18 protein-coding genes and 1 pseudogene are annotated in these 23,984 nt (G+C 37.8%); 9 read left to right on the top strand and 10 right to left on the bottom strand.

Annotation, left to right across the window (positions count from 1 at the left end; genetic code table 11):
- Positions 1-306: 306 nt before the first annotated feature.
- Entirely contained in the window at positions 307-1,227 is a 921-nt protein-coding gene (gene folE2, locus AC4GME_RS05305) for a GTP cyclohydrolase FolE2 (protein WP_490377396.1), read from the top strand.
- A gap of 77 nt (positions 1,228-1,304) precedes the next feature.
- Here folE2 and AC4GME_RS05310 read toward each other — a convergent pair whose 3' ends face one another.
- From AC4GME_RS05310 to tyrS, 5 genes are all read right to left on the bottom strand, one after another.
- Complete coding sequence (locus AC4GME_RS05310; protein WP_490377395.1) at positions 1,305-2,549, bottom strand: diguanylate cyclase domain-containing protein; 1,245 nt, start codon at positions 2,547-2,549, stop codon at positions 1,305-1,307.
- 844 nt (positions 2,550-3,393) lie between these two features.
- Entirely contained in the window at positions 3,394-5,916 is a 2,523-nt protein-coding gene (locus tag AC4GME_RS05315) for a sensor domain-containing diguanylate cyclase (RefSeq protein WP_490379098.1), read from the bottom strand.
- Positions 5,917-6,191: 275 nt separating this feature from the next.
- The gene (gene mnmL / locus AC4GME_RS05320) at positions 6,192-7,115 is read right to left on the bottom strand and encodes a tRNA modification radical SAM protein MnmL/YtqA (protein WP_490375787.1); all 924 of its coding nucleotides are present in this window, start codon (positions 7,113-7,115) and stop codon (positions 6,192-6,194) included.
- A 71-nt stretch (positions 7,116-7,186) separates the two neighbouring features.
- Positions 7,187-7,837 carry a hypothetical protein gene (locus AC4GME_RS05325; protein ID WP_490379099.1) on the bottom strand — a complete coding sequence of 217 codons (651 nt, stop codon included), beginning with the start codon at positions 7,835-7,837 and terminating at the stop codon, positions 7,187-7,189.
- A 14-nt stretch (positions 7,838-7,851) separates the two neighbouring features.
- Positions 7,852-9,123, bottom strand: a complete 1,272-nt coding sequence (tyrS, locus tag AC4GME_RS05330) for a tyrosine--tRNA ligase (protein ID WP_490379100.1) — start codon at positions 9,121-9,123, stop codon at positions 7,852-7,854.
- Positions 9,124-9,268: 145 nt separating this feature from the next.
- Here tyrS and mtnN point away from each other — a divergent pair, with 145 nt between their 5' ends.
- Both mtnN and AC4GME_RS05340 read left to right on the top strand, forming a co-directional pair.
- Positions 9,269-9,964 carry a 5'-methylthioadenosine/S-adenosylhomocysteine nucleosidase gene (gene mtnN, locus AC4GME_RS05335; RefSeq protein WP_490375790.1) on the top strand — a complete coding sequence of 232 codons (696 nt, stop codon included), beginning with the start codon at positions 9,269-9,271 and terminating at the stop codon, positions 9,962-9,964.
- On the top strand, positions 9,965-10,945 hold the full coding sequence (locus tag AC4GME_RS05340) for a cobalamin biosynthesis protein (protein WP_490375791.1): 981 nt from the start codon (positions 9,965-9,967) through the stop codon (positions 10,943-10,945).
- 163 nt (positions 10,946-11,108) lie between these two features.
- Here the strand turns inward: AC4GME_RS05340 and tnpA are convergent.
- Positions 11,109-11,387: pseudogene (gene tnpA, locus AC4GME_RS05345) on the bottom strand (IS200/IS605 family transposase).
- A gap of 339 nt (positions 11,388-11,726) precedes the next feature.
- Between tnpA and AC4GME_RS05350 the strand changes: the two are divergent.
- Positions 11,727-12,494 (top strand): substrate-binding periplasmic protein, encoded by a 768-nt coding sequence (locus AC4GME_RS05350; RefSeq protein ID WP_490375792.1) that lies wholly within the window; start codon positions 11,727-11,729, stop codon positions 12,492-12,494.
- Between the two features lie 108 nt (positions 12,495-12,602).
- Here AC4GME_RS05350 and bamJ read toward each other — a convergent pair whose 3' ends face one another.
- The 4 genes from bamJ to grpE form a co-directional block, all read right to left on the bottom strand.
- A complete protein-coding gene (gene bamJ, locus AC4GME_RS05355) occupies positions 12,603-13,223 on the bottom strand; it encodes a BamJ family beta-barrel-assembly machinery protein (RefSeq protein ID WP_490375793.1) in 621 nt (206 codons plus the stop codon).
- Between the two features lie 388 nt (positions 13,224-13,611).
- Positions 13,612-14,739: a molecular chaperone DnaJ gene (gene dnaJ, locus AC4GME_RS05360; protein WP_490375794.1), complete on the bottom strand. Its 1,128-nt coding sequence runs from the start codon at positions 14,737-14,739 to the stop codon at positions 13,612-13,614.
- 113 nt (positions 14,740-14,852) lie between these two features.
- Positions 14,853-16,772 carry a molecular chaperone DnaK gene (gene dnaK, locus AC4GME_RS05365; protein ID WP_490375795.1) on the bottom strand — a complete coding sequence of 640 codons (1,920 nt, stop codon included), beginning with the start codon at positions 16,770-16,772 and terminating at the stop codon, positions 14,853-14,855.
- A gap of 199 nt (positions 16,773-16,971) precedes the next feature.
- Positions 16,972-17,580 (bottom strand): nucleotide exchange factor GrpE, encoded by a 609-nt coding sequence (grpE, locus tag AC4GME_RS05370; RefSeq protein ID WP_490375796.1) that lies wholly within the window; start codon positions 17,578-17,580, stop codon positions 16,972-16,974.
- 195 nt (positions 17,581-17,775) lie between these two features.
- On the opposite strand from grpE, the gene nadK reads away from it, so the two are divergent.
- From nadK to lolB, 5 genes are all read left to right on the top strand, one after another.
- Entirely contained in the window at positions 17,776-18,675 is a 900-nt protein-coding gene (nadK, locus tag AC4GME_RS05375; protein WP_490375797.1) for an NAD(+) kinase, read from the top strand.
- Between the two features lie 103 nt (positions 18,676-18,778).
- Complete coding sequence (gene recN / locus AC4GME_RS05380; RefSeq protein ID WP_490375798.1) at positions 18,779-20,455, top strand: DNA repair protein RecN; 1,677 nt, start codon at positions 18,779-18,781, stop codon at positions 20,453-20,455.
- A gap of 115 nt (positions 20,456-20,570) precedes the next feature.
- Positions 20,571-21,656 (top strand): HD domain-containing phosphohydrolase, encoded by a 1,086-nt coding sequence (locus AC4GME_RS05385; RefSeq protein WP_490375799.1) that lies wholly within the window; start codon positions 20,571-20,573, stop codon positions 21,654-21,656.
- A gap of 131 nt (positions 21,657-21,787) precedes the next feature.
- Positions 21,788-22,873 carry a GGDEF domain-containing protein gene (locus AC4GME_RS05390; RefSeq protein ID WP_490375800.1) on the top strand — a complete coding sequence of 362 codons (1,086 nt, stop codon included), beginning with the start codon at positions 21,788-21,790 and terminating at the stop codon, positions 22,871-22,873.
- Between the two features lie 109 nt (positions 22,874-22,982).
- Entirely contained in the window at positions 22,983-23,585 is a 603-nt protein-coding gene (gene lolB / locus AC4GME_RS05395) for a lipoprotein insertase outer membrane protein LolB (RefSeq protein ID WP_490375801.1), read from the top strand.
- The last annotated feature ends 399 nt before the right edge of the window (positions 23,586-23,984 follow it).

The following is a 23,984-nucleotide window of genomic DNA, read 5'->3' on the forward strand; positions in this document are numbered from 1 at the left end:
CCCTCTGTTATACTCATGCCTGTTGAAAATACAGATTTCGAAGGGATTGAGTATAAGTAAATAAAATTGATTTATTGTAATCATAAATCGTTTGACATATTAAATATATTAGTGATTTTAAAGCTTAAATTGAAAATATACTCTATTGCTACTTCAAAATTATACTGATTGGTTAGAAATCGCGCAATTTAACTGATTGCAGCTAATCCTTTGCATTTCATGGTTTTTAATTTTTTATAACACGTCTATAATGCACCGCTTAAATTATCAATACATGCTTAATCATGTTTAAGGGAGTTTTTCCTAATGGCAATGCCAGATATCGCAAATAGCGCACAAGCTCAAACTGAAGGTACTCTTGACCGAGTTGGTATGAGTAATATCGAGTTACCTTTAATGGTACAAACAGATGATTGTGCACCACAACAAGTAAGCGCCAGTGCGGAACTGTTTGTTAATCTGGGTGATGCACAAGCAAAAGGCATCCATATGTCGCGTTTGTATTTGCAACTTGATCAACTTTCAACTGAATCAGAATTAACACTTGCAACATTAAGCACCCTGCTGCAAGGTTTTATTGAAAGTCATCATGAGCTGAGTCAGGAAGCTTTTGTTAAATTCTCATTTGATTATCATCTTCGCCGAAAATCATTAATCAGCGAAAAGCGTGGCTGGAAAGCTTATCCTGTTACAGTTATTGGTCAACTTATCAATGGTAAGCTTGAATTTGAACTGCAGGTAAATGTGCCTTACTCTTCAACTTGCCCCTGCTCTGCGGCTCTGGCACGCCAACTGATTCAACGTGAATTCACTCTGAAATACTCACAACAAACACAAATTGATAAAGATGAGATTGTAAATTGGTTAGGCTCAACACAAGGGATTGTTGCAACACCGCACAGTCAACGCAGTGTGGTTGAAGTGAAAGTGAAATTAAATAAGTTAAACCAAACTTTCCCACTTGTTGAGCTTATTGACTTAATTGAAAACACCTTAAAAACACCTGTGCAAGCAGCCGTTAAACGTGAAGATGAACAAGAATTTGCACGCTTAAATGGTCAAAACCTAATGTTCTGTGAGGATGCAGCTCGCCATTTACAGTATGCGCTTAACCAACAGGATAAGTTTGATGACTTTTGGCTGCGTGTTAACCATTATGAAAGTTTACATGCACATGATGCTGTTTCTATTACCACTAAAGGGGTTCAAGGCGGTTATTCTGCTTAGAGATAGGCAAACCTGAACTGCTAATTAATAAAAAAGGGAGCTAAATGCTCCCTTTTTTATTAATTAGCTACAGGCTATTAATGTACACTGATCTGATTTCTCCCTGACGTTGTCGCTGCATGCAATGCCGTATTGGCTTCAACCATCAACATTTTCTTCGAATTAATATCACTTGGGAAAAGGCTTGATAAACCAATGCTCACTGTCACAACATCACTTGCCTCAGAGTACTTATGTTCGGTAGCTGATTCAGCTACCGATCTATGTAAAACGTCAGCTACTCTCAATGCGTTTGTCGCATTGCCACCTTTAATCAATATAATAAATTTTTCGCCTTCAACATGAGAGACAAAACAGCCAAATTTTTCACCTATTTTCTGTAAAGCACAAGCAACAATGAGTAATATATCTTCACTGGCTCTTTCACTATAATTATCAATATAGGCTTGAAAGAAATCAACTTCACACATAAGCATAGATAATAACTCTTGCTCATCAGTGCTTTCTTGCCAAAGTTTCACAAAGTTATGATGAAAAGAACTGCGATCCGCAATATTCATATCTGACATAATCTGCTTAAAATCAGATGCTTCAGTATTAACGGTAGGCTTCTCTTGCGTTTGTATATTTTGTTCTGTTGCAAGTGTTGTTTGTGAGACACTATTTTCATTTTTCTGCGAGAAATTTCCACAGACTTGATTTCTGCCTGATGCTTTTGCATCGTACAATGCACTATCAGCTTCCCGCATTAACATCTTCATTGAAGTTGGATAAATGCTTGATATTCCAATACTCAAGGTAACTACTTTACTGACACTCGAATATTTATGTTCAGTACGCGATGATTCAACAGCTTGACGTAAACTTTCAGCTACTTCCAATGCTTTTTGCTCATTGCCACCTTTCATCAAAATGGCAAATTCTTCATTTTTATAACGCGCCAAAAAGCAGCCGTATTTTTCACATGTATTCTTTAAAGCGAGGCCAACCACAAGTAACATAAATGATGCACCTTGATGCCCATAATTATCATTGTAAGCTTTAAAGAAATCTATCTCACACATGAGTACAGATAACAATTCATTCTCATCACCGGCTTCTTGCCACAACTGCGCAAATTGATTGTCAAAAGCGCCACGATCCGCAATATTCATCTGTGACATAACTTGTTCAAAAGCAGATGTTTCAGCACTTACAGTCTCTTCGGGTTGTTTATATTTAGCCATATCAACAACACCTTTGCTGTCACCATCTTGCTTTTCCAGCTCAAAATCGAATGTATCAGAATTTATTCTATCTTCTGCTTGTTTATATTGCGCCATAAATTATTCCTTTAGATTCCCAGTCCAGATTTAGCTGCTCAGAATTTATCTCTGAGCCCATGCTCCATCATTTGCTATATATCCATATACATCAAGCAATTAAAGTACCAACTTTTGTGTGAATATTATTCGGCAATATGTAATTTTGCTAAAATCCATGCTCAAGGTGATGGTGTTGTTTATCTAAGATTCACATGCTGTGCTATATGTGATTTTTAGACGGATTGATATTTTGATTAGCATTGTAAGCCTTACAGAAATTTAGTTCACACAATATTTGTTTTTAGATAAGCGTAACTTGCTAATGTTCACAGTTTAATCATGTTCTCAATATGATTCTTTCATTTAAAATACAAGAATTCTCTTGACCTACATTTATCACGACATTTTAATCAATGCTATATTCCCGCTTGGAAATACACAATTCAGCAGTTCGGGAAGTAACGACTTCTTTGATAAGGAGATAAGCTGTGCATAAAGCACCAATATAGTCATACTAAATTGAAGCTTTATAATAGCGAAGCTAGACACGATTCAGCATGCTCAGAGAAGTCCAGCTATGAATATATCGGTATTAATACCCGTTATCATTCAAGATGCAAAAATCAGCAAGTCGAGAGGTGAACAGGTTCTAGGCGTGAAGGTGAAGATCTAACGGGTTAAATCGAGACTTCGCAACAACGAAGATGTTTGCCTCACGGCTTTCCCCGTGGGTCACTAGCTCGAAAACCAATACTGCGTTGCAGCATTCGATAAGGGAGCAACCATTACCCTCATGCAGTGCCTTATTCTGGTCTCCGAGCTGAGCCCTGATAAAGCTCCTTGAGGTATCATGGGTATATAACTATCTAACGCAGATTTGATCGCGCCCATTACCTTTTGCATCGTATAAAGCGCTATCGGCTTCAGCTAATAACATTTTCATTGAATTTAATTCACTTGGAAACATACTTGATAACCCCATACTCACTGTAATTATGCTGTTTACTGAAGAATAGAGATGCTCAATCTTCGCTTTTTCAATCGCTAAGCGTATATTTTCCGAGACTTTCAGGGCTTTTGTTGCATTACCACCTTTGATTAATATAACAAACTCCTCCCCGCCATAACGCGCCACAAAACAGTCTAATGTTTCACATATACTCTGCAGTGTATTTGCAACACTCTGTAGTGCCTGATCACCTTTTTGATGGCCGTAATTGTCATTATAAGATTTAAAGAAATCAATATCACACATCACCAGGGACAATAATTCCTGCTCATCGCAAGCTTCTTGCCAAAGTTTAGTGAACTGAAGATCAAAGGCGCGACGGTTAGCAAGATCGGTTAATTGGTCATGCAGCATCTTAACTTCAAAATCCGATGCATCAGAACTCAATTTTTCTTCTGTTTGTTTACGTAACGTGATGTCACGCGCCATAATAACAATGCCTTGATAATCGCTTTCAGGATCTTTAAATGGCGTTTTATGCACCTCATACCAAATCTTTTTACCTTCAGAAAATATCAATTCATCAAATATAAGTGGTTCTCCTGATTCAATAACGTCATGATTTTGACGTTCAGCCCAGTCAGCACGATCCGGAGATAAAAGCTCACTTTGCAGCTTACCGATAATATCTTCTGCATTTGCATCCATTAATTTAGCAAATGCATTATTTGCATCAACCACGCGCCCTTCATAATCTAATAAACCAATCGGATCAAGACTAGCTGAAAAAACAGTACTTAATAATAGATTTTGCTTGGATAATGCTTTTTCTGTTTTTTGACGTTGTAAGTTTTCATCCTTCAACTTTTCATTCAATTTATATAAATCAGTAATATCACTATCAATGCTTAAAATAGCAAAGATAGTCCCTTTGTTATTATATAAAGGTAACTTAACGATATTGATTAAACTTAAGTCACGGTTATTTTGATGAACCCACTCTTGTGTATTAAACGTTTCCCCCGTCCAAACATCCGCTTCCTGCTGTTTTTGTTTACTAACATTATCAACTGATAGCATATCCAAAATACGACGCCCAGTAGCATGCGCAACCGTGGTGTTATTTGCAGCTGCCCATGATTTATTACAACCTATAATGGTGCCTTTAGGTGATTTAAAGGCTATCTGTTGCGGAATTGAATCAAGCACTTTACGTAATAACTCTCGTTCTTCTGTTAATTTCCGCTCTGCCTGAAATAATGCGGTAACATCTTTTAAATAACAGAACCAAGCCGTTTTTCGTTTGTAATGAATTCTTTTGGCTGATATTTCAATATCATGAAAAGTATCATTAACCAGCAAACGAAGCCGTTTATCTTCAATCATCATTTGATGACTTGCCTTATTAATAACACGTGACAATAAAAGCTGATTTTCAGCTTCTTCAAATGAATATCTGTTTTTTTTCTGTTTAAACGGAAATAACGATTTAACTTCATCATTGAGATAAAAAATAGTACTTCCGTCTAATGAAAAAATAGCTAAAGGATAAGGTGAAGAATCTAATATATTTCTGAATTGACGATCTTTTTTGCGTCTTGAACGACTAAACATAAAAAATAAAATAATAAAACAGGCAATAACCAGTATCTTTGTCGCCACCTCAGTAGAAGCCCCCCAAAGCGGCTTCGCTGCTTTTTCAATCGCGAATGCAATTTTACCGGGCATTTTTTCAAGTTGACTCCCCCATTGGATCCAATCTAAAACTGTTTCCTGATCTTGAGATGTATAAACAAATAGTTCGTTACTGGAGGCATTTAATAAATGTTTCTCAAATATAAAAGACAAAAATCGATCTAATAAATTCGAATTTTGCTGCTCTCCAGTAAATATAACTAATGCATCAATCTCTTCATAATAAACATCGAGTAACAGCTCTAATAAACCAGGATATTCTTTATAAATAATAGTGGGTGTTGTTGCCAAAAGTGGTAATTGCTGTGCTTCAGGTAATAAACCACCGACAATGATCGGCGATTTTTTATCAATAATAGAAAATTTAATATCATAACTACGCTTTGCAAAATAATAAAATTGACTTTCAACTGCAAATAAACTCCCCTTTTTAAGGTTTGCTAAGTTTTTTGCATCTCCTTGTAAGCCACTGTAAACAGCGGGCTGATTATCACTTAACAATTGAGATAAATCTTGTTTTACATAAGGATAATATTTAACGGTAATCCCCGTGTGCTGTGACCACTGTTGCCAGTAATCAACAAATAAACCTTGAGGATTTTGGCGTGAATTAAAGCCTGAATATGGCAAATTTTGCTCAATGTAAACATTAAGTTGACTAGGTTTTGTTGATTCGTTTAACTCTCCCAACGCAGGGCTTAAGCAAAACAATAAAGAAAGAAATGAAAACAATTTCAGCATAATGATATCTATTTCAAATATAAGGCATAATTGCTTATTCTAGCCCACTGCTTGATTAAATATAATTATTAGATGTATTTAGATGCTGGAAACTTGCACATAAACACATCTATTAAAATAAAACGTATGCGCAAATAAGAAATGCGGGAGTGGCAGTAAAAAACGAGAAATATTAATTGTGCTTAAATTCAAATTCTCATTTAATACAAATTTAACGCAAACTAATCCTAGCTTACGGCTCAATATCATAGTTTAATCATTTGTCAGTACTGCAGTTAGCAGTTAACGTTCAATTTCAGAGCTGTTCCTTGCCCCCCCAATTGCTGCATTAATTTGCCCATCCTATTTTGCACTGGCCAGCGTTTTTCACACCACAGTGGTGAGAGCAACTGTTCAATTTTTGCTGTTGCAGAGATTCGATGAAAAACAATTTCTTTTGGAGTGTGGCGAATTAAATCAACCGCAGCTTGGCTATATTCTTCTAAAGATAACGTAGTTAAGCGACCAGCTTGCCAAGATTTTTCCATAGTTGCGCCACGCACAATATGTAATGGGTGGAGCTTTAAACCATCAACACCCGTTTCAATAACCTGATTTAATGTTTGCTGGTAGTCTGATTGCTTTTCATTGGGTAAACCTAATATTAAGTGAGTACATACTTTTATACCGCGTGCCCGTGCTTTGATACAAACTGATTGATACTCAGCAAAACCATGACCACGATTAATGCGCTTAAGTGTTTTATCATTGGCTGATTGTAAACCTAATTCTAACCATACTTCGTATCCACGAAACAGATAACTGCTTAATAAATTTAATACTTCATCAGAAACACAGTCAGGACGTGTACCAACACAGATTCCAACAATATTATTATTAACTGTTGCTTGCTCATAAAGTGAAGCCAATTGCTCAATTTCAGCATAGGTACTGGTATAAGCTTGAAAATAAGCAAGATACTTCTTAGCTTTATGGGATACTTCTTGAGCGCGCAGTGCGAGTTGATTTTTTATGCTCAGGCCCGCCTGGTTTTCATCAGCAAAGGCTGCGACATTACAAAATGTACAGCCTCCTTTACCTAACGTGCCATCTCGATTAGGGCAGCTAAAATCACCATGCAAAGTGAGTTTATGGACCTTTTCAGCATAACGTTTTTTTAAATCAGAACCTAGCGTATTAACAAAATCAGTTAGTTGCATTAAAATTTCTCAAATAATAAAAAAGGCCACTATACAGTGGCCTTAATTTAACCGTTTTAAGTTAATTCAGCTTAAAACGCAAAGGTAAAATCAGCCCACACTTCTTCGTCATTATTAAAGTGTGCCGACACTGCAATTTCTTTGGCAAGCTGATAACCGACATCAACAGTTGCATTTAACTCTTTAATATCAATACCTTTCATAGCATAAGTGTAACTTGGTGTTACACCAAACCAAAATGCACGATTGACTGAATAACGCACGGCAGCATCAACTTCAATATAAGTTGTGGTGTCGATTGAATCTCCCCACATCATACCAAGGTTCATGGATGGGTAAATTTTAATGCTTTTATTTTCTAATGTAAGCTTTTTTACCGCTCCAATTGAAGCTTTATCATGCACGTCACCCCAGGTTGTATCTAAAGAGAAGCCCGTATCATTACTGGTATTAAATGCAAAATAATTAACATTGTAATAATCTAGATCGTGCTTTGCTTCAACAGTAAGCTGATGCTTGAATTGACCTCCTAAATAACCGCCAAAAGCAGCATAAAGATCAACACCTTCAGTGCCCGCACCTAGTCCTGCTCTGGAATAAATAGCTGTTGGGTCGCTAAAATCAACCCAATCAGTGTTACTTTCTTGTCCTGCAACAGCTTGAGTGGCAAAAGCAGATAATAGCGAAATACCTAATAATTTAACTGTTTTAAATTTTAGCATCTTTAAACTTGACCTTATTTCCAGATAAATAGGTTAAATAAACGCTTACCACGTTTAATCACTGTGTACTTGCCATATAAGGCATCTGTTTTTTGTAAAATAACCTCGCTATCCAGCTGTTTTTCACCATTAATGCTTACTGCACCATTTTTGGTAAATTCGCGCGCCATTTTGTTTGATTTAGCCAGTTCACAGCTGGTCAGTAATTCAATCAAAGATTTTTGGTTTTCCAACACCTCTGTTGTCGGCAAACCATCTTGTGCCAGCTGTGCTAAATCAGATTCACTTAATGCACTTAAATCACCAGAGAATAAGGCTTGAGTAATACGTTGCGCTGAAGCTAAACCTTCTACACCATGTACTAAGCGCGTAACTTCTTGCGCTAAAATACCTTGCCCTTCAGGGCGACCTTGAATGGTTTTATCTTTTTCTTCAATGGCTTCAATTTCTTCGATTGATAAAAAAGTAAAGTAACGTAAGAATTTATATACATCAGCATCTAATGTAGTGATCCAGAATTGGAAAAATGCATATGGTGAGGTTTTAGATGGATCAAGCCAAATTGTACCTGATTCTGTTTTACCAAATTTTGTACCATCTGATTTAGTAACCAGAGGTAAGGTTAAACCAAACACTTTCTCTCTGTTCATACGACGTGTTAGTTCGATACCGCCTGTAATATTACCCCATTGATCTGAACCACCAATCTGCAGTGAACAGCCCGTTGCCTTGTTTAAGGCTGCAAAATCATAGGATTGTAATAACATGTAACTAAATTCAGTGAATGAAATACCTGAACCTTCACGCTCGATACGCTGTCTTACCGATTCTTTTTGGATCATTGCGTTTACGCTGAAGTGCTTACCCACATCTCTTAAAAACGAGATGCTGTCCATTTGACCAATCCAATCCAGGTTATTTACAACCTCAGCTGAATTTTCTTTATCTCCAAATTCAATAAAAGCGCTCACTTGAGTTTTAATTTTACCAACCCAGTTCTCAACGACATCGTCAGTATTCAATTTACGTTCGTTTGCTTTAAAGCTAGGATCACCAATTAGACCCGTTGCACCACCAACTAACGCTAATGGTTTATGGCCTGCAAGTTGAAAGCGTTTTAAAGTCAGCAGCGGAACTAAACTACCGATATGTAAACTATCCGCTGTAGGATCAAAACCACAATAAAGTGTTTGGCAGCCACTTGATAAATGTTCATGTAACTCTTCATCAGCTGTTGTTTGCGCAACTAAACCACGCTCTTTTAAATCTTCAAGTAAGGCATTCATTTGTTTCGGTTCCTGATCATTGCTTATTCAATTTTAATGTGCGAGATTTTACACAGTTCGGACACACAAAAAAACCATAGAGTGAAGATCTGGCTAAGATTATGTTAGCATTGCGACTTTATAGGAATTTCAGAGAACAGAACAGATGAAAATAGGCATTATTGGGGCAATGGATGAAGAAGTTCGCATCCTAAAAGAAAAAATGAATAACGTGCAGACAACCGTTATTGCCGGATGTGAATTTTACCAAGGTGAATTAAACGCTAAGCAAGTAATTTTAACAAAATCAGGTATAGGTAAAGTTGCAGCTGCTGTGGCAACAACACTCTTATTAGAAAAATTTACTCCTGACACTATAATTAACACCGGCTCAGCAGGTGGTTATAATACATCTCTTAATGTTGGTGATATTGTCATTTCAACAGAAGTACGTTTTCACGATGTAGATTTAACTGCATTTGGTTATGAAATTGGTCAGATGGCACAATTACCAGCCGCCTTTGAAGCAGATAAAAAACTGATAAATATTGCACAGCAAGCAGCTGAGACATTAGATTCACTGAAAATAACCCAAGGCCTGATCTGCACAGGTGATATTTTTATGGCCGATCCTACAAAAGCTGAAATTGCCCGCAATAACTTCCCAAATATGGCGGCATGTGAAATGGAAGCGGCTGCTATTGCACAAGTTTGTTATCAGTTTAAAGTACCTTTTGTGATTATACGCTCTTTATCTGATATTGCCGGCAAGACCTCAGAGATCTCATTTGAACAATATCTTCCAATTGCAGCAAAAAATGCATCTATACTAGTTGAAGCAATCCTAAATCGACTGGACTAAATGCAAGATTTTATTAGCTTTATCATACAAAACAGTGATTATTTTAGCTTTCTGAGCGTTGCACTATTTTCATTTATTATCTCACTACCGAAAGATCTTAATCCGCTTTCGGCAGTTGAGTTAATGTTTCAACAAATAGCTAGAAAAGTAAATTTGGATAATCGCAGTGACGGTTATAAGCGTCTTGCAAGCATTTTATCTATCTCCTTAATCTATTTCCCAAGCATATTAATTGTTAGTCAGTTATATAACGTCGTTTTTCAGTCTATTTTCTTAGAGATGCTGTTATTATTTGTATTACTTTCATGGCACGACAAAAAAATCACTTACTTACAAGTTTTTGATGCCTTAAAACGTAATAACCTTGCTCAAGCTAAATTCAAACTCGCATCATTAACCCAGCGGGAAACAAAACCTCTGTCATTAATGGGCATTAATAAAGCAAGTATTGAATCAATGGTGCTGCAGTTAACTGCATCATGGTTTGCAGTGGTTTTTTGGTATTTATTAACTGGAATTTATGGTGCTATTTTCTACCGCACAGTACAAATTTGTGCGCAACAATGGAATTCAAAACAAACTCAATTCACTTCATTAAGCAGTATCCCCTCCTTTATTTACTCAACAATGCTATTCCCTGTACATTTAATCGTCAGCTTTACTTTTGCGCTTTATGATAAACCGCTAGAAAATCTCCCCAAAAAATTTAAACAAAGTATTCACTGGCATCATTTCTCATCAGGTTTAATGCTCTCAAGTTTTGCATTAAGCATGCAGATTGAACTCGGTGGCGTACGCCTTTATCAACAACAAAAAACAACCTATGCCACACTTGGTTTAGGCGGAGCCCCTAGCGTAGACAAAATAGAACAATCACTGCAGCGCCTAAGTCTTAGCGCCTGGTTTTGGTTGATTTGTATCTCAGGCTATACTTTTCTTCCACTGTTACTTGAATTTATCACTTTAAATAACCATTCTTGATTTTAAGCCTATTCAGCAGTATATACAGCACAACGACCAGCATTTAATTAACTTACCTCCGACAGATCCGGAGGCTTATTTGATTACACCCTCAAAGGGCTGAAATAAGCACCCGAGACACACTACATTAAAGCTTGAGTTGATATCGGTGTTGATCGTCTTTTTATTGGTTACAAATATAATCAAAAGCCATATGTTCAACTAAAGCAACTGTCGATACAAAATAGCATCGAGCCCAAAATTTTAGAGGAATACCCAAGCAAATATGAACATGATCTTTCATTAAATGCTCTTCTTCGAGTAATACACCTTTTCTTTTGCTAATTCATGAAACGTCTCACTTAAGCGATTTCTGAGCGCTCCATATATCAACTTTTGCCTTTTTTTTAGGGATAAATACAATATGGTATTTACAATCACAACGGGTATGAGGCAAACCCATATAGTCTCACATAGGCACTTTCCTCTTTATTTTTGGTCGAGTAAAATAGATCCCCACATATACAAGTGATACTAGCTGAACTGGGGGGATCAATGTTTAATTTGGCAAATGCTCACTCACTTAGATACTGTTATGTGATGCTTGCTTAAATTAAAAAGAGTGCTTATTATTTATATTATACTCGTGGCGCACCTTCTTTCGTGGTCTATACACTTGCTATGAACAGCAAAACCTGCCTTCGAGACATCGATCTCGCCAGCCTTAGTTTAGCGCAGCTGCTGACTAGAAGTATCTAACCGTTTTGGATTGGATGGCAGTAGCCGTTTGGTGGAGCATTCTATGAAAGATAAATTGGGAGTTATTCTTTTGCTGGCTGCCGGTATATTTTTCCCGGGGCAGTTTTTCGCCAAACAATTGAGTATCGGTATCAGCTTCTCCATCCCTCCTTACGTAATCAAAGATGCCGGTACTGGTCTTGAGCTGGAGATCCTCCGGGAGGCCTTCAAGGTCAAAGGTTATACTGTCACCCCTGTGTTTCTCCCCTTAGCCCGTACCTTTATGCATTTTAATCAAGGCAAAACCGATGGGGTACTCAATGTCAAAGAAGGTTTTGTCGATGGCTTCTATTCAGATGAAGTCATCAATTTTCAAAATTGTGCGATCAGCCTGAAGGATAATAATTTCAATATCGACACTATCGAGGATCTGGCAGATAAACGAATAGTTGCTTTCCAGATGGCTTCGAAGATCCTGGGGACAGAATTTGGCACAATGGCTGAACAAAATAAGGATTATCTCGAAATAGCTGATCAGTCGATCCAACTCAATCTGCTCTTTAAAGAAAGAACCGACGTAGTTGTGATGGATAAGAGAATTTTTAATTACTTCAAGATTCGGGCCGTAGAGGCGCTGGAGCAGGGAAAGCTGGCTTTTTTTCAGCACAAGGATGAACTGCAGAAAAAGGTGCAGTATCATTGTATTTTTCCGCCGAGTAGATATAAATTTGCCTTTATAACTGAGCAGATCCGCGATGACTTTAATTTAGGCCTACGCTCGATTAAGAAAAATGGCGTCTATGATGCTATTTTTGAAAAATACAAAAAGTAAAACATATATTCTGGTAAGTACGAATTAAAAACTAATAAAAAGCCCCTAACCTGTTACCAAGTTAGGGGCTTGAATATTTTTGACTCCCGTTGCTTAACGGAAAATAAATTATTTAACTGCTAATAATTCGACTTCAAATACTAATACTGAGTGAGGAGCGATTGCAGCACCTGCGCCACGTTCACCGTATGCAAGATCCGCCGGGATAGCTAGTTTATATTTTGAACCAGCCGTCATAAGTTGTAGAGCTTCAGTCCAACCCGCGATAACACCGCCAACAGGGAATTCAGCAGGCTGGCCGCGTTCAACAGAGCTGTCAAATACAGTGCCGTCAGTTAAAGAACCGTGGTAATGAACGCTAACAGTAGATTCTGCAGTTGGTTTTTCACCTTCACCAGTAGTGATCACTTCGTACTGAAGACCAGATTCAGTAGTAACAACACCCTCTTTTTTTGCATTTTCAGCAAGGAACGCTTCACCAGCTGCACCTAATATTTTTGCTTGTTCAGCAGCTGCTGCTTGCATACGCTCAGAGATAACTTGGAAAGCCGCTTGTAAGTCTGCTTGAGCAACTTTGCTTTCAGCGCCAGCAAATGCATCAGCAAGACCTTGAGACACTGCAGAGATTTCTAAACCGTCAAAAGGATTAGAAGCAAGTTGCTCACCCATTTGTAGACCAATACCGTAGCTTGCTTGTTGTTCTTGAGTGCTTAGTTGTAATTCAGACATATTTATTCTCTTATTTAGTGAGAGGATGCACCCTAAAGATGCGCCCTTTGTTAGCGATTTATATTAATATGGGGAGTAATATTTACTTTTAAAGAGGAAAATTAAAAATATTTAAAAATTATTTTTTTATTTAATTCACCGAGCTTATTGCATAACAAGGCTGCAATTGTCGATCAGCAAGCAAACCACAACCAACTTATCCTAAGACGGTAATAACCTTAGATTGAATATTGCTTAGCCGCTTTATAAGCTGATCTATTACTAACTACATTCACTTTTAGCAGTGCGGATAGCAGCAATAATTAAATGTTTCGCGAGCTAATAACCTGTAAAAAAATACCATCTCAAAGGATGGTATTTAATAAATAAAACTAACAATAATGAGTTATTAACTGCTTAAGTCATCAAAAAACGTTTTTAAGCTTTTTAGAAAACTTTCTGACTTAGGTTTATTTTTTTTGGCACTTGATGAGCATAATGCTTCAAACTCTTTTAATAGCTCACGTTGTTTACTTGATAGTTTCACTGGTGTTTCGACAATAACTTTACACATTAAATCACCAGTACTGTGGCTGCGTACCGATTTAACACCTTTATTGCGCATGCGATACATACGACCGCTTTGTGTTTCTGATGAAATTTTCAGTTTTACACGCCCGTCAAGAGTTGGTACTTCAATTTCGCCACCTAAGGCTGCTTCAGTGAAACTAATAGGTACTTCACAATAAAGGTTATTACCGTCACGCACAAATACTTCATGTTCACGAACATTCATCTGTACGTACAGATCACCAGCTGGTGCGCCATGCTCTCCGGCTTCACCTTCGCCGCTTAAACGAATACGATCGCCTGTATCAACCCCTGCAGGTATTTTAACTGATAATGTTTTACTGCGTTCATAACGCCCGTCACCATGACATTTATGACATGGATCGGTAATAATTTTTCCTTTCCCACGACATGTTGGACAGGTCTGATTAACAGCAAAGAAACCTTGACGCATCTGTACTTGCCCTTGACCATGACAAGTACCGCAAGTTTTAGCTTGTGTGCCCTTTTTAGCACCAGAGCCATTACACTGCTCACAATGTACAAGTGTTGGCACCTGGATCTCTTTGGAAATACCTTTTACCGCTTCTTCAAGCGTTAAATCCATATTATAGCGAAGGTCTGAACCTTGTTGCGGGCGCTGTGCACCACCGCGACGACCGCCACCAAAAATATCACCAAAAATATCACCGAACTGATCACCAAAATCACCTTGACCGAATCCGCCGCCGCCGTGACTTTGATTTACACCTTCATGACCATATTGATCATAAGCGGCTTTTTTCTGCGGATCGTTTAGAATTTCGTAAGCTTCTTTTACTTCCTTGAATTTTTCTTCAAGGGCATCATCACCTTTAGTACGATCTGGATGATATTTCATTGCTAAGCGCTTATATGCTTTTTTTACTTCTTTCTCTGTTGCACTTCTGCTTACGCCAAGTACTTCATAACAATCACGTTTTGACATTTTTCTTCTCAAATATATTGAAAATTTAAAACAAACATGCGGATTATGGAAAAACCATAACCCGCATTATTTAAAATAAAAACTAATTCATTGAAACTAAAACAGTTTATGAATTATTTTTTATCGTCTTTTACTTCTTCAAACTCAGCATCAACAATATCGTCTTCCTGCTTTGCTTCGCCTTGAGGTTGCTCTGCGCCACCCGCCTGCTCTGCTTGTGCTTTTTGTTGTGCGATTTCCATTAGCTTTTGTGAAGCTTCAGCAAGTGCAGTTGTTTTAGCTTCAATTACCTCTTTATCTTCACCTTTAGCTGCGTCTTCCAGCTCTTTAACAGCAGCTTCGATTTTCTCTTTTTCATCAGTTGCTAATGCATCACCCGCTTCTTCAATTTGCTTACGTGTTGCATGTACCATTGCATCAGCTTGATTACGCGCTTGCACTACTTCTTCAAACTTTTTATCCGCTTCGGCATTTGCTTCCGCGTCATTGACCATTTGTTGGATCTCTTCATCAGAAAGACCTGAGCTAGATTTAATAGTGATTTTCTGCTCTTGGTTAGTCTCTTTATCTTTAGCAGATACATGTAAGATACCGTCCGCATCCATATCAAACGTCACTTCGATTTGTGGAGTACCACGAGTTGCCGCGCGGATACCTTCAAGGTTAAACTGACCTAGAGATTTATTATCACTTGTTCGTTTACGCTCACCTTGTAAAATATGAATCGTTACTGCGCTTTGGTTATCTTCAGCTGTTGAGAATGTTTGTGACTGTTTGGTAGGAATGGTTGTGTTTTTATCGATAACTTTAGTCATCACACCGCCCATTGTTTCAATACCCATTGATAGTGGCGTAACGTCTAAAAGAAGTACGTCAGTTTTATCGCCAGAAAGTACCGCACCTTGAATCGCAGCACCCATTGCTACAGCTTCATCAGGGTTAACGTCTTTACGTGCTTCTTTACCGAAGAATTCAGCAACAACAGACTGAACTAAAGGCATACGTGTTTGGCCACCTACTAAGATAACATCATTAATTTCGCCAACGCTAAGATCCGCATCTTTTAATGCGATACGTAGCGGTTCAAGTGTTGCTTTAACCATATCTTCAACAAGTGATTCAAGTTTTGCACGCGTGATCTTAATATTTAGATGCTTAGGACCTGTTGCATCAGCTGTGATGTAAGGAAGGTTAACATCTGTATGCTGCGCTGAAGATAGTTCTATCTTAGCTTTTTCAGCCGCTTCTTTAACACGTTGCATAGCAAGCGGATCGTTAGTTAGATCAAAACCTTGCTCAGATTTAAATTCAGCAACCAGGAAGTTAATGAGACGGTTATCAAAATCTTCACCACCTAAGTGTGTATCACCATTTGTCGCTAGTACTTCAAATGTTTTTTCGCCATCTACTTCATCAATTTCGATGATTGAGATATCAAAAGTACCACCACCTAAGTCATATACAGCAACGACGCTGTCACCTTTAGCAGTGTTTACGCCGTAAGCAAATGCAGCTGCGGTTGGCTCATTGATAATACGCTTAACATCAAGGCCTGCAATACGGCCGGCATCCTTTGTTGCTTGACGTTGTGCATCATTAAAGTATGCAGGAACTGTGATTACAGCACCAGAAACAGCTTCACCTAAGTACTCTTCCGCTGTTTTTTTCATTTTTTTCAAAACTTCAGCAGAGATTTGCGGTGGTGCCATTTTGTTGCCTTGCGCTTCAACCCATGCATCACCATTGTCAGCTTTAACAATATTGTAAGGCATAATTTTGATATCACGTTGTACTTCTTCATCTTCGTGACGACGACCGATTAAACGTTTGATAGCAAAAAGTGTATTTTGTGGGTTAGTTACTGATTGACGTTTAGCCGGTTGACCAACTAACGTTTCACCATCTGTGTAAGCGATAATTGAAGGAGTGGTACGTTCACCTTCTGCATTTTCAATGATCTTAGCTACGTCACCATCAAGTACAGAAACACATGAATTCGTTGTACCTAAATCAATACCAATTATTTTACCCATCTTACTTTTCTCCAAACTTATTAATGTTACGTTTTATTTTTAAGCCGACTTATGTATCTAATGACATTATCGCTTTGATGTTTTTATATATGAGGGAATATTTTTTACTTTCAAGGCTAACCATGAAAAAAAAATTAAATTAATTTTCTCTCACAAAAAAAGGCACTGTTGTGCCTTTTGTAAATATGCACAATAACTATTATTCAGCTGCTTTAGAAACCATCACCATTGCCGGGCGAATTAAACGTCCATTTAATTCATAACCTTTTTGCATCACAGCAATAACCTGGTTAGCAGGCACGCCCTCAACCGCCTGCATGCTCATCGCTTGATGTTTTTCAGGATCAAAGACTTCATCTTTTGGATCGATTGGCTTTAAGCCAAACTTCTCAACCGTAGCAAGCATAGATTTAAGCGTTAACTCAACGCCTTCAATCATAGGTTTTAGTGCTTCATCTTCTTGATCTGCATGACTGATTGCCATCTCCATGCTATCGATCACCGGAAGTAAACCGTCAGCAAATTTATCAAGCGCAAATTTATGTGCTTTTTCAACATCTTGTGTTGCACGGCGACGAACATTTTCCATTTCAGCTTTAGCGCGAATAACAGAGTCTTGTTGATCTTTTATTTTTTGCTCGGCAAGTGCTAACTTTTTGCCAAGCTCTGCAATCATATCTGACTCTTTTGCAGTTTCTACTGTACCTTCGGTACCTTCAGTTTCAACTTGCGCTTCTGCTGATTCAACATTTTCAGTCTGTAGATCTTCAACTTGCTCTTCAGGTGTTACGTTTTGTTCTTCACTCATCTATCCAATCCTACATTTTTGTTCAATTAAGTTAGTTGCCTATATTATGGGGATCGCAATAATAGTTTCAAGCCCGTTGTATCAATATACCTAAATTCTTTCCCTCTAAACGAAAATCAAGCAAATTGCTATTATAAAAATATTCAATCAGGTTATACTCAAAGTTAATTAAACTTCACCAAATACAGGTGCTTTATGCGCGTTCAAGATACTGATCTAACTGAATTTAAAACTATCGGTTTAATCGGAAAGCCTCAACATACAGAAGCACAGCAAACCTTACTTGCTTTATATCATTTCTTACAAAAGAAAGGTCTAAAGCTGATTGTTGATTGTCGAATTGCTGACGATCTGCCTATTGAAACCGTAAACAGTGCTGATCTTGTCGAAATTGGTGAGTTATGTGATTTAGCGATTGTGGTTGGTGGTGATGGCTATATGCTAGGCGCCGCACGCGTTTTGGCACGCTTTGATATTGCTGTAATAGGTGTAAACCGTGGTAACTTAGGTTTTTTAACCGATCTTGATCCCGATGATTTTCAGCAACCGCTCGAAGAAGTGTTAAAAGGAAATTATCAAATAGAAAACCGCTTTTTACTTGAAGCGCAAGTGCATAGCCATGGACATATGAAAAGCAGCAATACCGCAGTCAATGAAGCGGTATTACATCCGGATAAAATTGCCCATATGATTGAATTTGAAGTTTATGTGAACGATGACTTTATGCTCAATCAACGTGCCGATGGTTTAATTATTTCAACACCAACAGGATCAACCGCTTATTCTCTATCTGGTGGCGGGCCAATCTTAACACCGAATCTTGATGCGATTAGCCTGCTACCCATGTTCCCGCACACTTTAAATAGCCGTCCGATAGTTATTGATGCAACCAGTTGTGTACGCTTGAAAATTTCAGAACAGAATACAACCGAGATGCAAATCAGTTGCGATAGCCATGTCAATTTATCGGTATTACCCGGTGATGAAGTGTTTATCAAAAAAACCCAGCACAAATTAAAATTAGTACATCCCCAAAACTATAACTATTTTCATGTTTTACAAAATAAACTTGGCTGGGGTAATAAACTTTTCTAAAATTGTTTAGAAAATACGCACAACCCGCTTTACTGTTTAAAAAAACAGTATTAAACTGTATCTACAAACAGTAGTTATAGACAGTATTCGGGGTGTGAAAATTATGCTTAGCCAATTAACCATTCAACATTTTGCCATTGTTCAATTTTTAGAATTAGAATTCCATCAAGGAATGACCACTATCACAGGGGAAACCGGTGCAGGTAAATCTATTGCCATTGACGCACTTGGTTTATGTTTAGGCTCACGGGCTGATGCGAATATGGTTCGTACTGGTACTGAAAAAGCAGAAGTTAACGCCAGGTTTACCCTGAATGATACCCCGCATGCACAACACTGGCTTAAAAATAACGACCTTGAAGATAGTTTAAGTGGCAACAGTGAATGTTTATTACGCCGTATTATCACTAAAGAGGGGCGTTCACGTGCTTATATCAATGGTACACCAGTACCGCTTTCCCAGCTAAAAAGCCTTGGTCAGTTGTTGGTTAATATCCACGGACAGCACGCCCACCAAAGTCTGCTAAAAAATGATATTCAGCTTGCCATTATTGATGAATACGCAAGTCACCATTCACTATTGCAGAAAGTAAAAGATACTTACCAGGGCTGGCACTTTTTAAATAAACAGTTAAAACAACAGCAGTTAAACCAGCAAGAGAAACAAGCACGTAAACAACTACTTGAATATCAAATTGTAGAGCTGGACGAGTTTGCATTAAGCGAAGATGAATTTCAAAATATCGAACAGGAGCATAAGCGTTTAGCAAACAGCGGCGCTCTACAGGAAGCCTGTCAAATCAGCTTAAATCAATTAAATGAAGGTGAAGAAGTTGATTCGCTGAGTTTATTGCGTAAAAGTGTTTCTTTGCTGGAATCGCAAATGGAACATGATGCAAATTTACAGATAATTGTTTCCAACCTCCAGGAAGCGGTTATACAAATAGAAGAAGCAAGTTATGAGCTGCGCCATTTCAATGAAAATTTAGAGCTTGATCCAGAGCATTTCCAACAATTAGAAACACGCATGAGTGAGGCGTTATCACTTGCTCGTAAGCATCAGGTACAACCTGAATTACTTTATCATCATCATCAGAAACTGGCCAAAGAGTATAAACAGTTAAATAACAGTGAAATACAGATCGAACAACTAACTCATGATTTGCAGCAGGCTGAAGAGGATTACTTTAAACATGCGCAAAAACTCAGCCAAAGCCGTTTACGTTACAGTAAAGAAATAAGCAAAAAGGTAAGTGCAAGTATTCAAAAACTGAATATGGAAAAGGGGCAATTTCACGTTTCTTTAACTCAAAGTGGGAGCAAACAGTTAAGCCCTCTCGGTATTGACAGTATTGAATTTCAAGTGGCAACCAATGCAGGCCAGTCATTACAAGATTTAGGTAAAGTCGCATCAGGCGGTGAGTTATCAAGAATCGGACTGGCAATTCAAGTCATTATCAGCCAGCGCGTTTCCACACCTACACTGATTTTCGATGAAGTAGATGTTGGTATTAGTGGTGCAACCGCTGCGGTTGTGGGTAAATTATTACGCAGCTTAGGTGAAAATACACAAATTTTTTGTGTTACCCATTTGCCTCAAGTTGCAGGAAATGGACATCAACAGATGTTTGTTAATAAACAGAGCGATGGTAAAACAACTAATACCAGCATGTTTAAACTTAATAGCAAGGATCGTATCAATGAATTAGCCCGTTTATTAGGCGGAAACAGCATCACAGAGCGGACTCTTGCGAATGCACAAGAGCTGTTAGTGCAATAAAATCTTTGCTATTGGATATACGTTAATTCAGTAATTAAGTTGCAACATTTAGCTTTATAGATATGCTTTTAAGATAGTTAATTTAAAAGAGTTTAAAACTAGCGAAAAGGCATATATGTTAATCAATCTTAGTAAAAAAGAGAGCAATTTCAGGGTAATTATCGGCACCCTATTAATTACCACTGGAACTCACTTTCTGTGGTTTTTATTAATACCAATAGGCTGGATGTTAATCCATACAGGTTTAACCTATAAATGCCCAATCACTCACCTATTGCAGCGACAAACTCAAGCGGCGAAAGAACACCTGTTTGTTAACTTTTTACCGAAATATAATCCGCAACCGGTTTTTATTTTTAAATCGGATAATAAACTCGCTTTTGCTAACAAACCCGCTAAAAACCTTTTCCCTGATGTGACAATCTTCCAAGACTTAGTTGAAGAAGATATTCAGATCCTCATAAAACAAGAACGTATCCATCATTGTTCACTCACCTTAAAAGACGGCAGTGTCTATTCGCTAGTGATTCGAGGTTCAATTGAGTTAGATGGCATCGTTGTGTACGGAGCTGATATAACTGAAATAGTAGAACTCAATCAAGAGATAATAGAAACACAAAAAGAGATTGTTTACGCTATGGGTGAGATTGGCGAAACTCGTTCAAAAGAAACAGGGGATCATGTCCGCCGTGTTGCTGAATATTCTGAACTGTTAGCCTTACTTACCGGTATCGACAAAACTGAGGCGGAGTTAATCAAACTGGCATCACCGATGCATGATATTGGTAAAGTCGGTATCCCGGATGCGGTTCTAAAAAAACCAGGTAAATTAACAAATGATGAATTTGAAATAATGAAAACCCATGCTGAAATCGGTTTTCATCTGCTCAATCACTCCAGCCGACCAGTATTAAAAACAGCCTCCATTATTGCTTACCAGCACCATGAAAAATGGAATGGTTCAGGTTATCCGCAGCAACTTGTTGGTGAAAATATCCACATCTATGGACGCATTACTGCAATCGCAGATGTATTTGATGCATTAGGCAGTGCCCGAGTTTATAAAGAAGCCTGGCCATTAGATAAAATAGTAACTCTGTTTAAGGAACAACGGGGTTCACATTTTGATCCCGGCCTTGTTGATCTATTATTAGAAAACTTAGCGAAGTTTCTTAAAATTCGTGAAAGATACCCAAATTAGCCTAATCTTAATACTGTAGATTAAAATCGGAAAAACTTATAAATATATCCCCGTCGACTTGCTGATTCCGCATTTTAAATCGGTTGGAGATAAATGCAGAATATTTAGCCTGTTTGATTTAGGAGTGTGTTTTGAAAAAACTCAATGCTGTCAATTTCAATTCAATCAAGTTTATCGACTCTTTAGCTGAAATTACAAGTCATCGAGATCGTGAAAGAATTGAACGCAGTTTACTCAATACATTGTTAGAATTTGAAACAGAAAGTAATTTTCGCCTCTATCAGGTTCTTACACTCGAACCATCCATAGAATTAGGCCTGCTAGCTTACGCTTCTCATAATAAAATCATTACCGCAGAAGAGATCAAAAGGCAGGAGTTGCCCGAGTATTTCCAGCAGGCTATTTTTGATGTTATAAAAAACGGTAATATTATTTCAATAAGGCAGGAAAAAAGTAGCCCGGAAATACAAATTATTTACCCGGCCTTTGATGCTAATGAGCAAATATTTGCGATTTTAATCCAAACAACCAAACAACTTGATTACGAAGTGAAACACCTCGTTCATGGTTTCTTGCGCATCTATTCCAATTATCTTGAACTTATTGAAATTAGCAAACGCGATAAATTAACCGGCCTGTTAAATCGCGAAACATTAGAGTCTGAAATAGAACGAATCTTAACTCACAATAATAATCCCAGCAGTCCTACCTACACAGATACGAATAAACAGATAGAGGATAATGTGCGGCACAATAAAGGCGTGCTAAAGCATTGGCTGTGTATCTTAGATATTGACCATTTTAAATTAGTTAATGATAAATATGGCCATATTTATGGTGATGAGATCCTGATTCTTGTTGCCCGTTTACTCGAAAAAAGTGTCCGTGATTGCGATAAAATTTTTCGCTTTGGGGGTGAAGAGTTTGTGGTTATCGTCAGGGCTTTTGATCAAGAGGATGCGCTATTAGCCTTTGAGCGCATCAGACGTGTTATCGAATCACATCACTATGCCAAAATAGATACCTTAACCGTAAGTATTGGCGGAAAAGAGATCACCCATCAGACAGATCCGCGAAACGTTATCTCTGATGCAGATAATGCGTTATATTACGCAAAGCACCATGGCAGAAATCAAGTGCAAATTTATGAGACATTAGCTACACAAGGAAAAGTAACAAAAGCAAAGTTTCATGAAGATCAATTAGACTTTTTCTAAGATCTCCTCCATTAAGCATTAAATGACTATCCAAACAACTTAGATAATTGTTTATCGATTTATTCATTTATCGGTTAATATTCATTCTTTTATAATCGGTTTAACATTTATGAAAACAGGTTTTCTTATACTCCTCTTTACATTTGTGCTTGTTGGTTGTGTACAAACACCCGCACCACAAAGTATCTCCTGGCTTACCCACCAACAGCAGTTAGAAAATTTAACCGACTGGGCTTTAACAGGAAAGCTTGCGATCATTACCCCAAAAGAGAGGCATAGCCTGAACATCTATTGGTTACAATCAGATAATAACTTTCATATCACTTTAACAACCTTTTTAGGTTCGACTGTTTTAGATGTGAAGAAAACACAATTTGGTACAGAAATTATCGATAATAACGGCGATCTCTTTTTTGGTGAAGATACAGAAGCTTTAATTGAACAATTATCTGGTTTGGTGATCCCAATTGATGTTTTGCAGCAATGGATCAAAGGTAACCCCAGAGATGCCAGTTACCAGGTTAGCGAAAACAATCAAGTCGTTAGCTTATCTGGCCTGGATCGAAAAAATTCCCTCTGGTCTATTGAATACAGTAATTATAAAACCACGCAACAGATCAATTTACCGCACAAACTTCAACTAAAACGTTTAGATTTACGCTTAAAATTCGCCATTTCGCAGTGGGAAGTTAATATTCCCACTGCGAAATGAGTAAGCCATTACCAGTAACGAATCTCCCCCGTCACGGGGTTATCCCTTCAATAAGGGGTAAAATGGCTTGTATTACGTGTCGCAATCTCTTCATATACCCCATTTTTGATCCACTAGCTGCAGGGCAAGTTTCATCAATCTTAATGCATCTTGCGGTTGACTATCACGCAGCCCGAGCAAAGGTTGGCTTTGGGAATCACTTCTGCCAGCTAGAAAACTTACTAGATAGATATTTTTCCATCATCACGGCTGGGAATATCCACTCGTTTACTGATATCGGCATAACATTTAGAGGGCTTGTTAAAATGAATGCTAGCTAGACATAAAACTATGTTTTAGCCTTTGTTATTGATTTTGTAATTAGAATAACTAGTTACTGCAATCAATGCCTTGCTTTCA

Source organism: Psychromonas sp. (assembly GCF_983033635.1).

Coding starts and splice junctions, on each gene's coding strand:
- dnaK (WP_490375795.1), bottom strand. CDS start 16,772: ATGGGTAAAATAATTGGTATTGATTTAGGTACAACGAATTCATGTGTT.
- AC4GME_RS05340 (WP_490375791.1), top strand. CDS start 9,965: ATGCAAGATTTTATTAGCTTTATCATACAAAACAGTGATTATTTTAGC.
- AC4GME_RS05385 (WP_490375799.1), top strand. CDS start 20,571: ATGTTAATCAATCTTAGTAAAAAAGAGAGCAATTTCAGGGTAATTATC.
- grpE (WP_490375796.1), bottom strand. CDS start 17,580: ATGAGTGAAGAACAAAACGTAACACCTGAAGAGCAAGTTGAAGATCTA.
- AC4GME_RS05310 (WP_490377395.1), bottom strand. CDS start 2,549: ATGGCGCAATATAAACAAGCAGAAGATAGAATAAATTCTGATACATTC.
- recN (WP_490375798.1), top strand. CDS start 18,779: ATGCTTAGCCAATTAACCATTCAACATTTTGCCATTGTTCAATTTTTA.
- AC4GME_RS05325 (WP_490379099.1), bottom strand. CDS start 7,837: ATGCTAAAATTTAAAACAGTTAAATTATTAGGTATTTCGCTATTATCT.
- dnaJ (WP_490375794.1), bottom strand. CDS start 14,739: ATGTCAAAACGTGATTGTTATGAAGTACTTGGCGTAAGCAGAAGTGCA.
- mtnN (WP_490375790.1), top strand. CDS start 9,269: ATGAAAATAGGCATTATTGGGGCAATGGATGAAGAAGTTCGCATCCTA.
- folE2 (WP_490377396.1), top strand. CDS start 307: ATGGCAATGCCAGATATCGCAAATAGCGCACAAGCTCAAACTGAAGGT.
- lolB (WP_490375801.1), top strand. CDS start 22,983: ATGAAAACAGGTTTTCTTATACTCCTCTTTACATTTGTGCTTGTTGGT.
- nadK (WP_490375797.1), top strand. CDS start 17,776: ATGCGCGTTCAAGATACTGATCTAACTGAATTTAAAACTATCGGTTTA.
- AC4GME_RS05315 (WP_490379098.1), bottom strand. CDS start 5,916: ATGCTGAAATTGTTTTCATTTCTTTCTTTATTGTTTTGCTTAAGCCCT.
- AC4GME_RS05350 (WP_490375792.1), top strand. CDS start 11,727: ATGAAAGATAAATTGGGAGTTATTCTTTTGCTGGCTGCCGGTATATTT.
- tyrS (WP_490379100.1), bottom strand. CDS start 9,123: ATGAATGCCTTACTTGAAGATTTAAAAGAGCGTGGTTTAGTTGCGCAA.
- mnmL (WP_490375787.1), bottom strand. CDS start 7,115: ATGCAACTAACTGATTTTGTTAATACGCTAGGTTCTGATTTAAAAAAA.
- bamJ (WP_490375793.1), bottom strand. CDS start 13,223: ATGTCTGAATTACAACTAAGCACTCAAGAACAACAAGCAAGCTACGGT.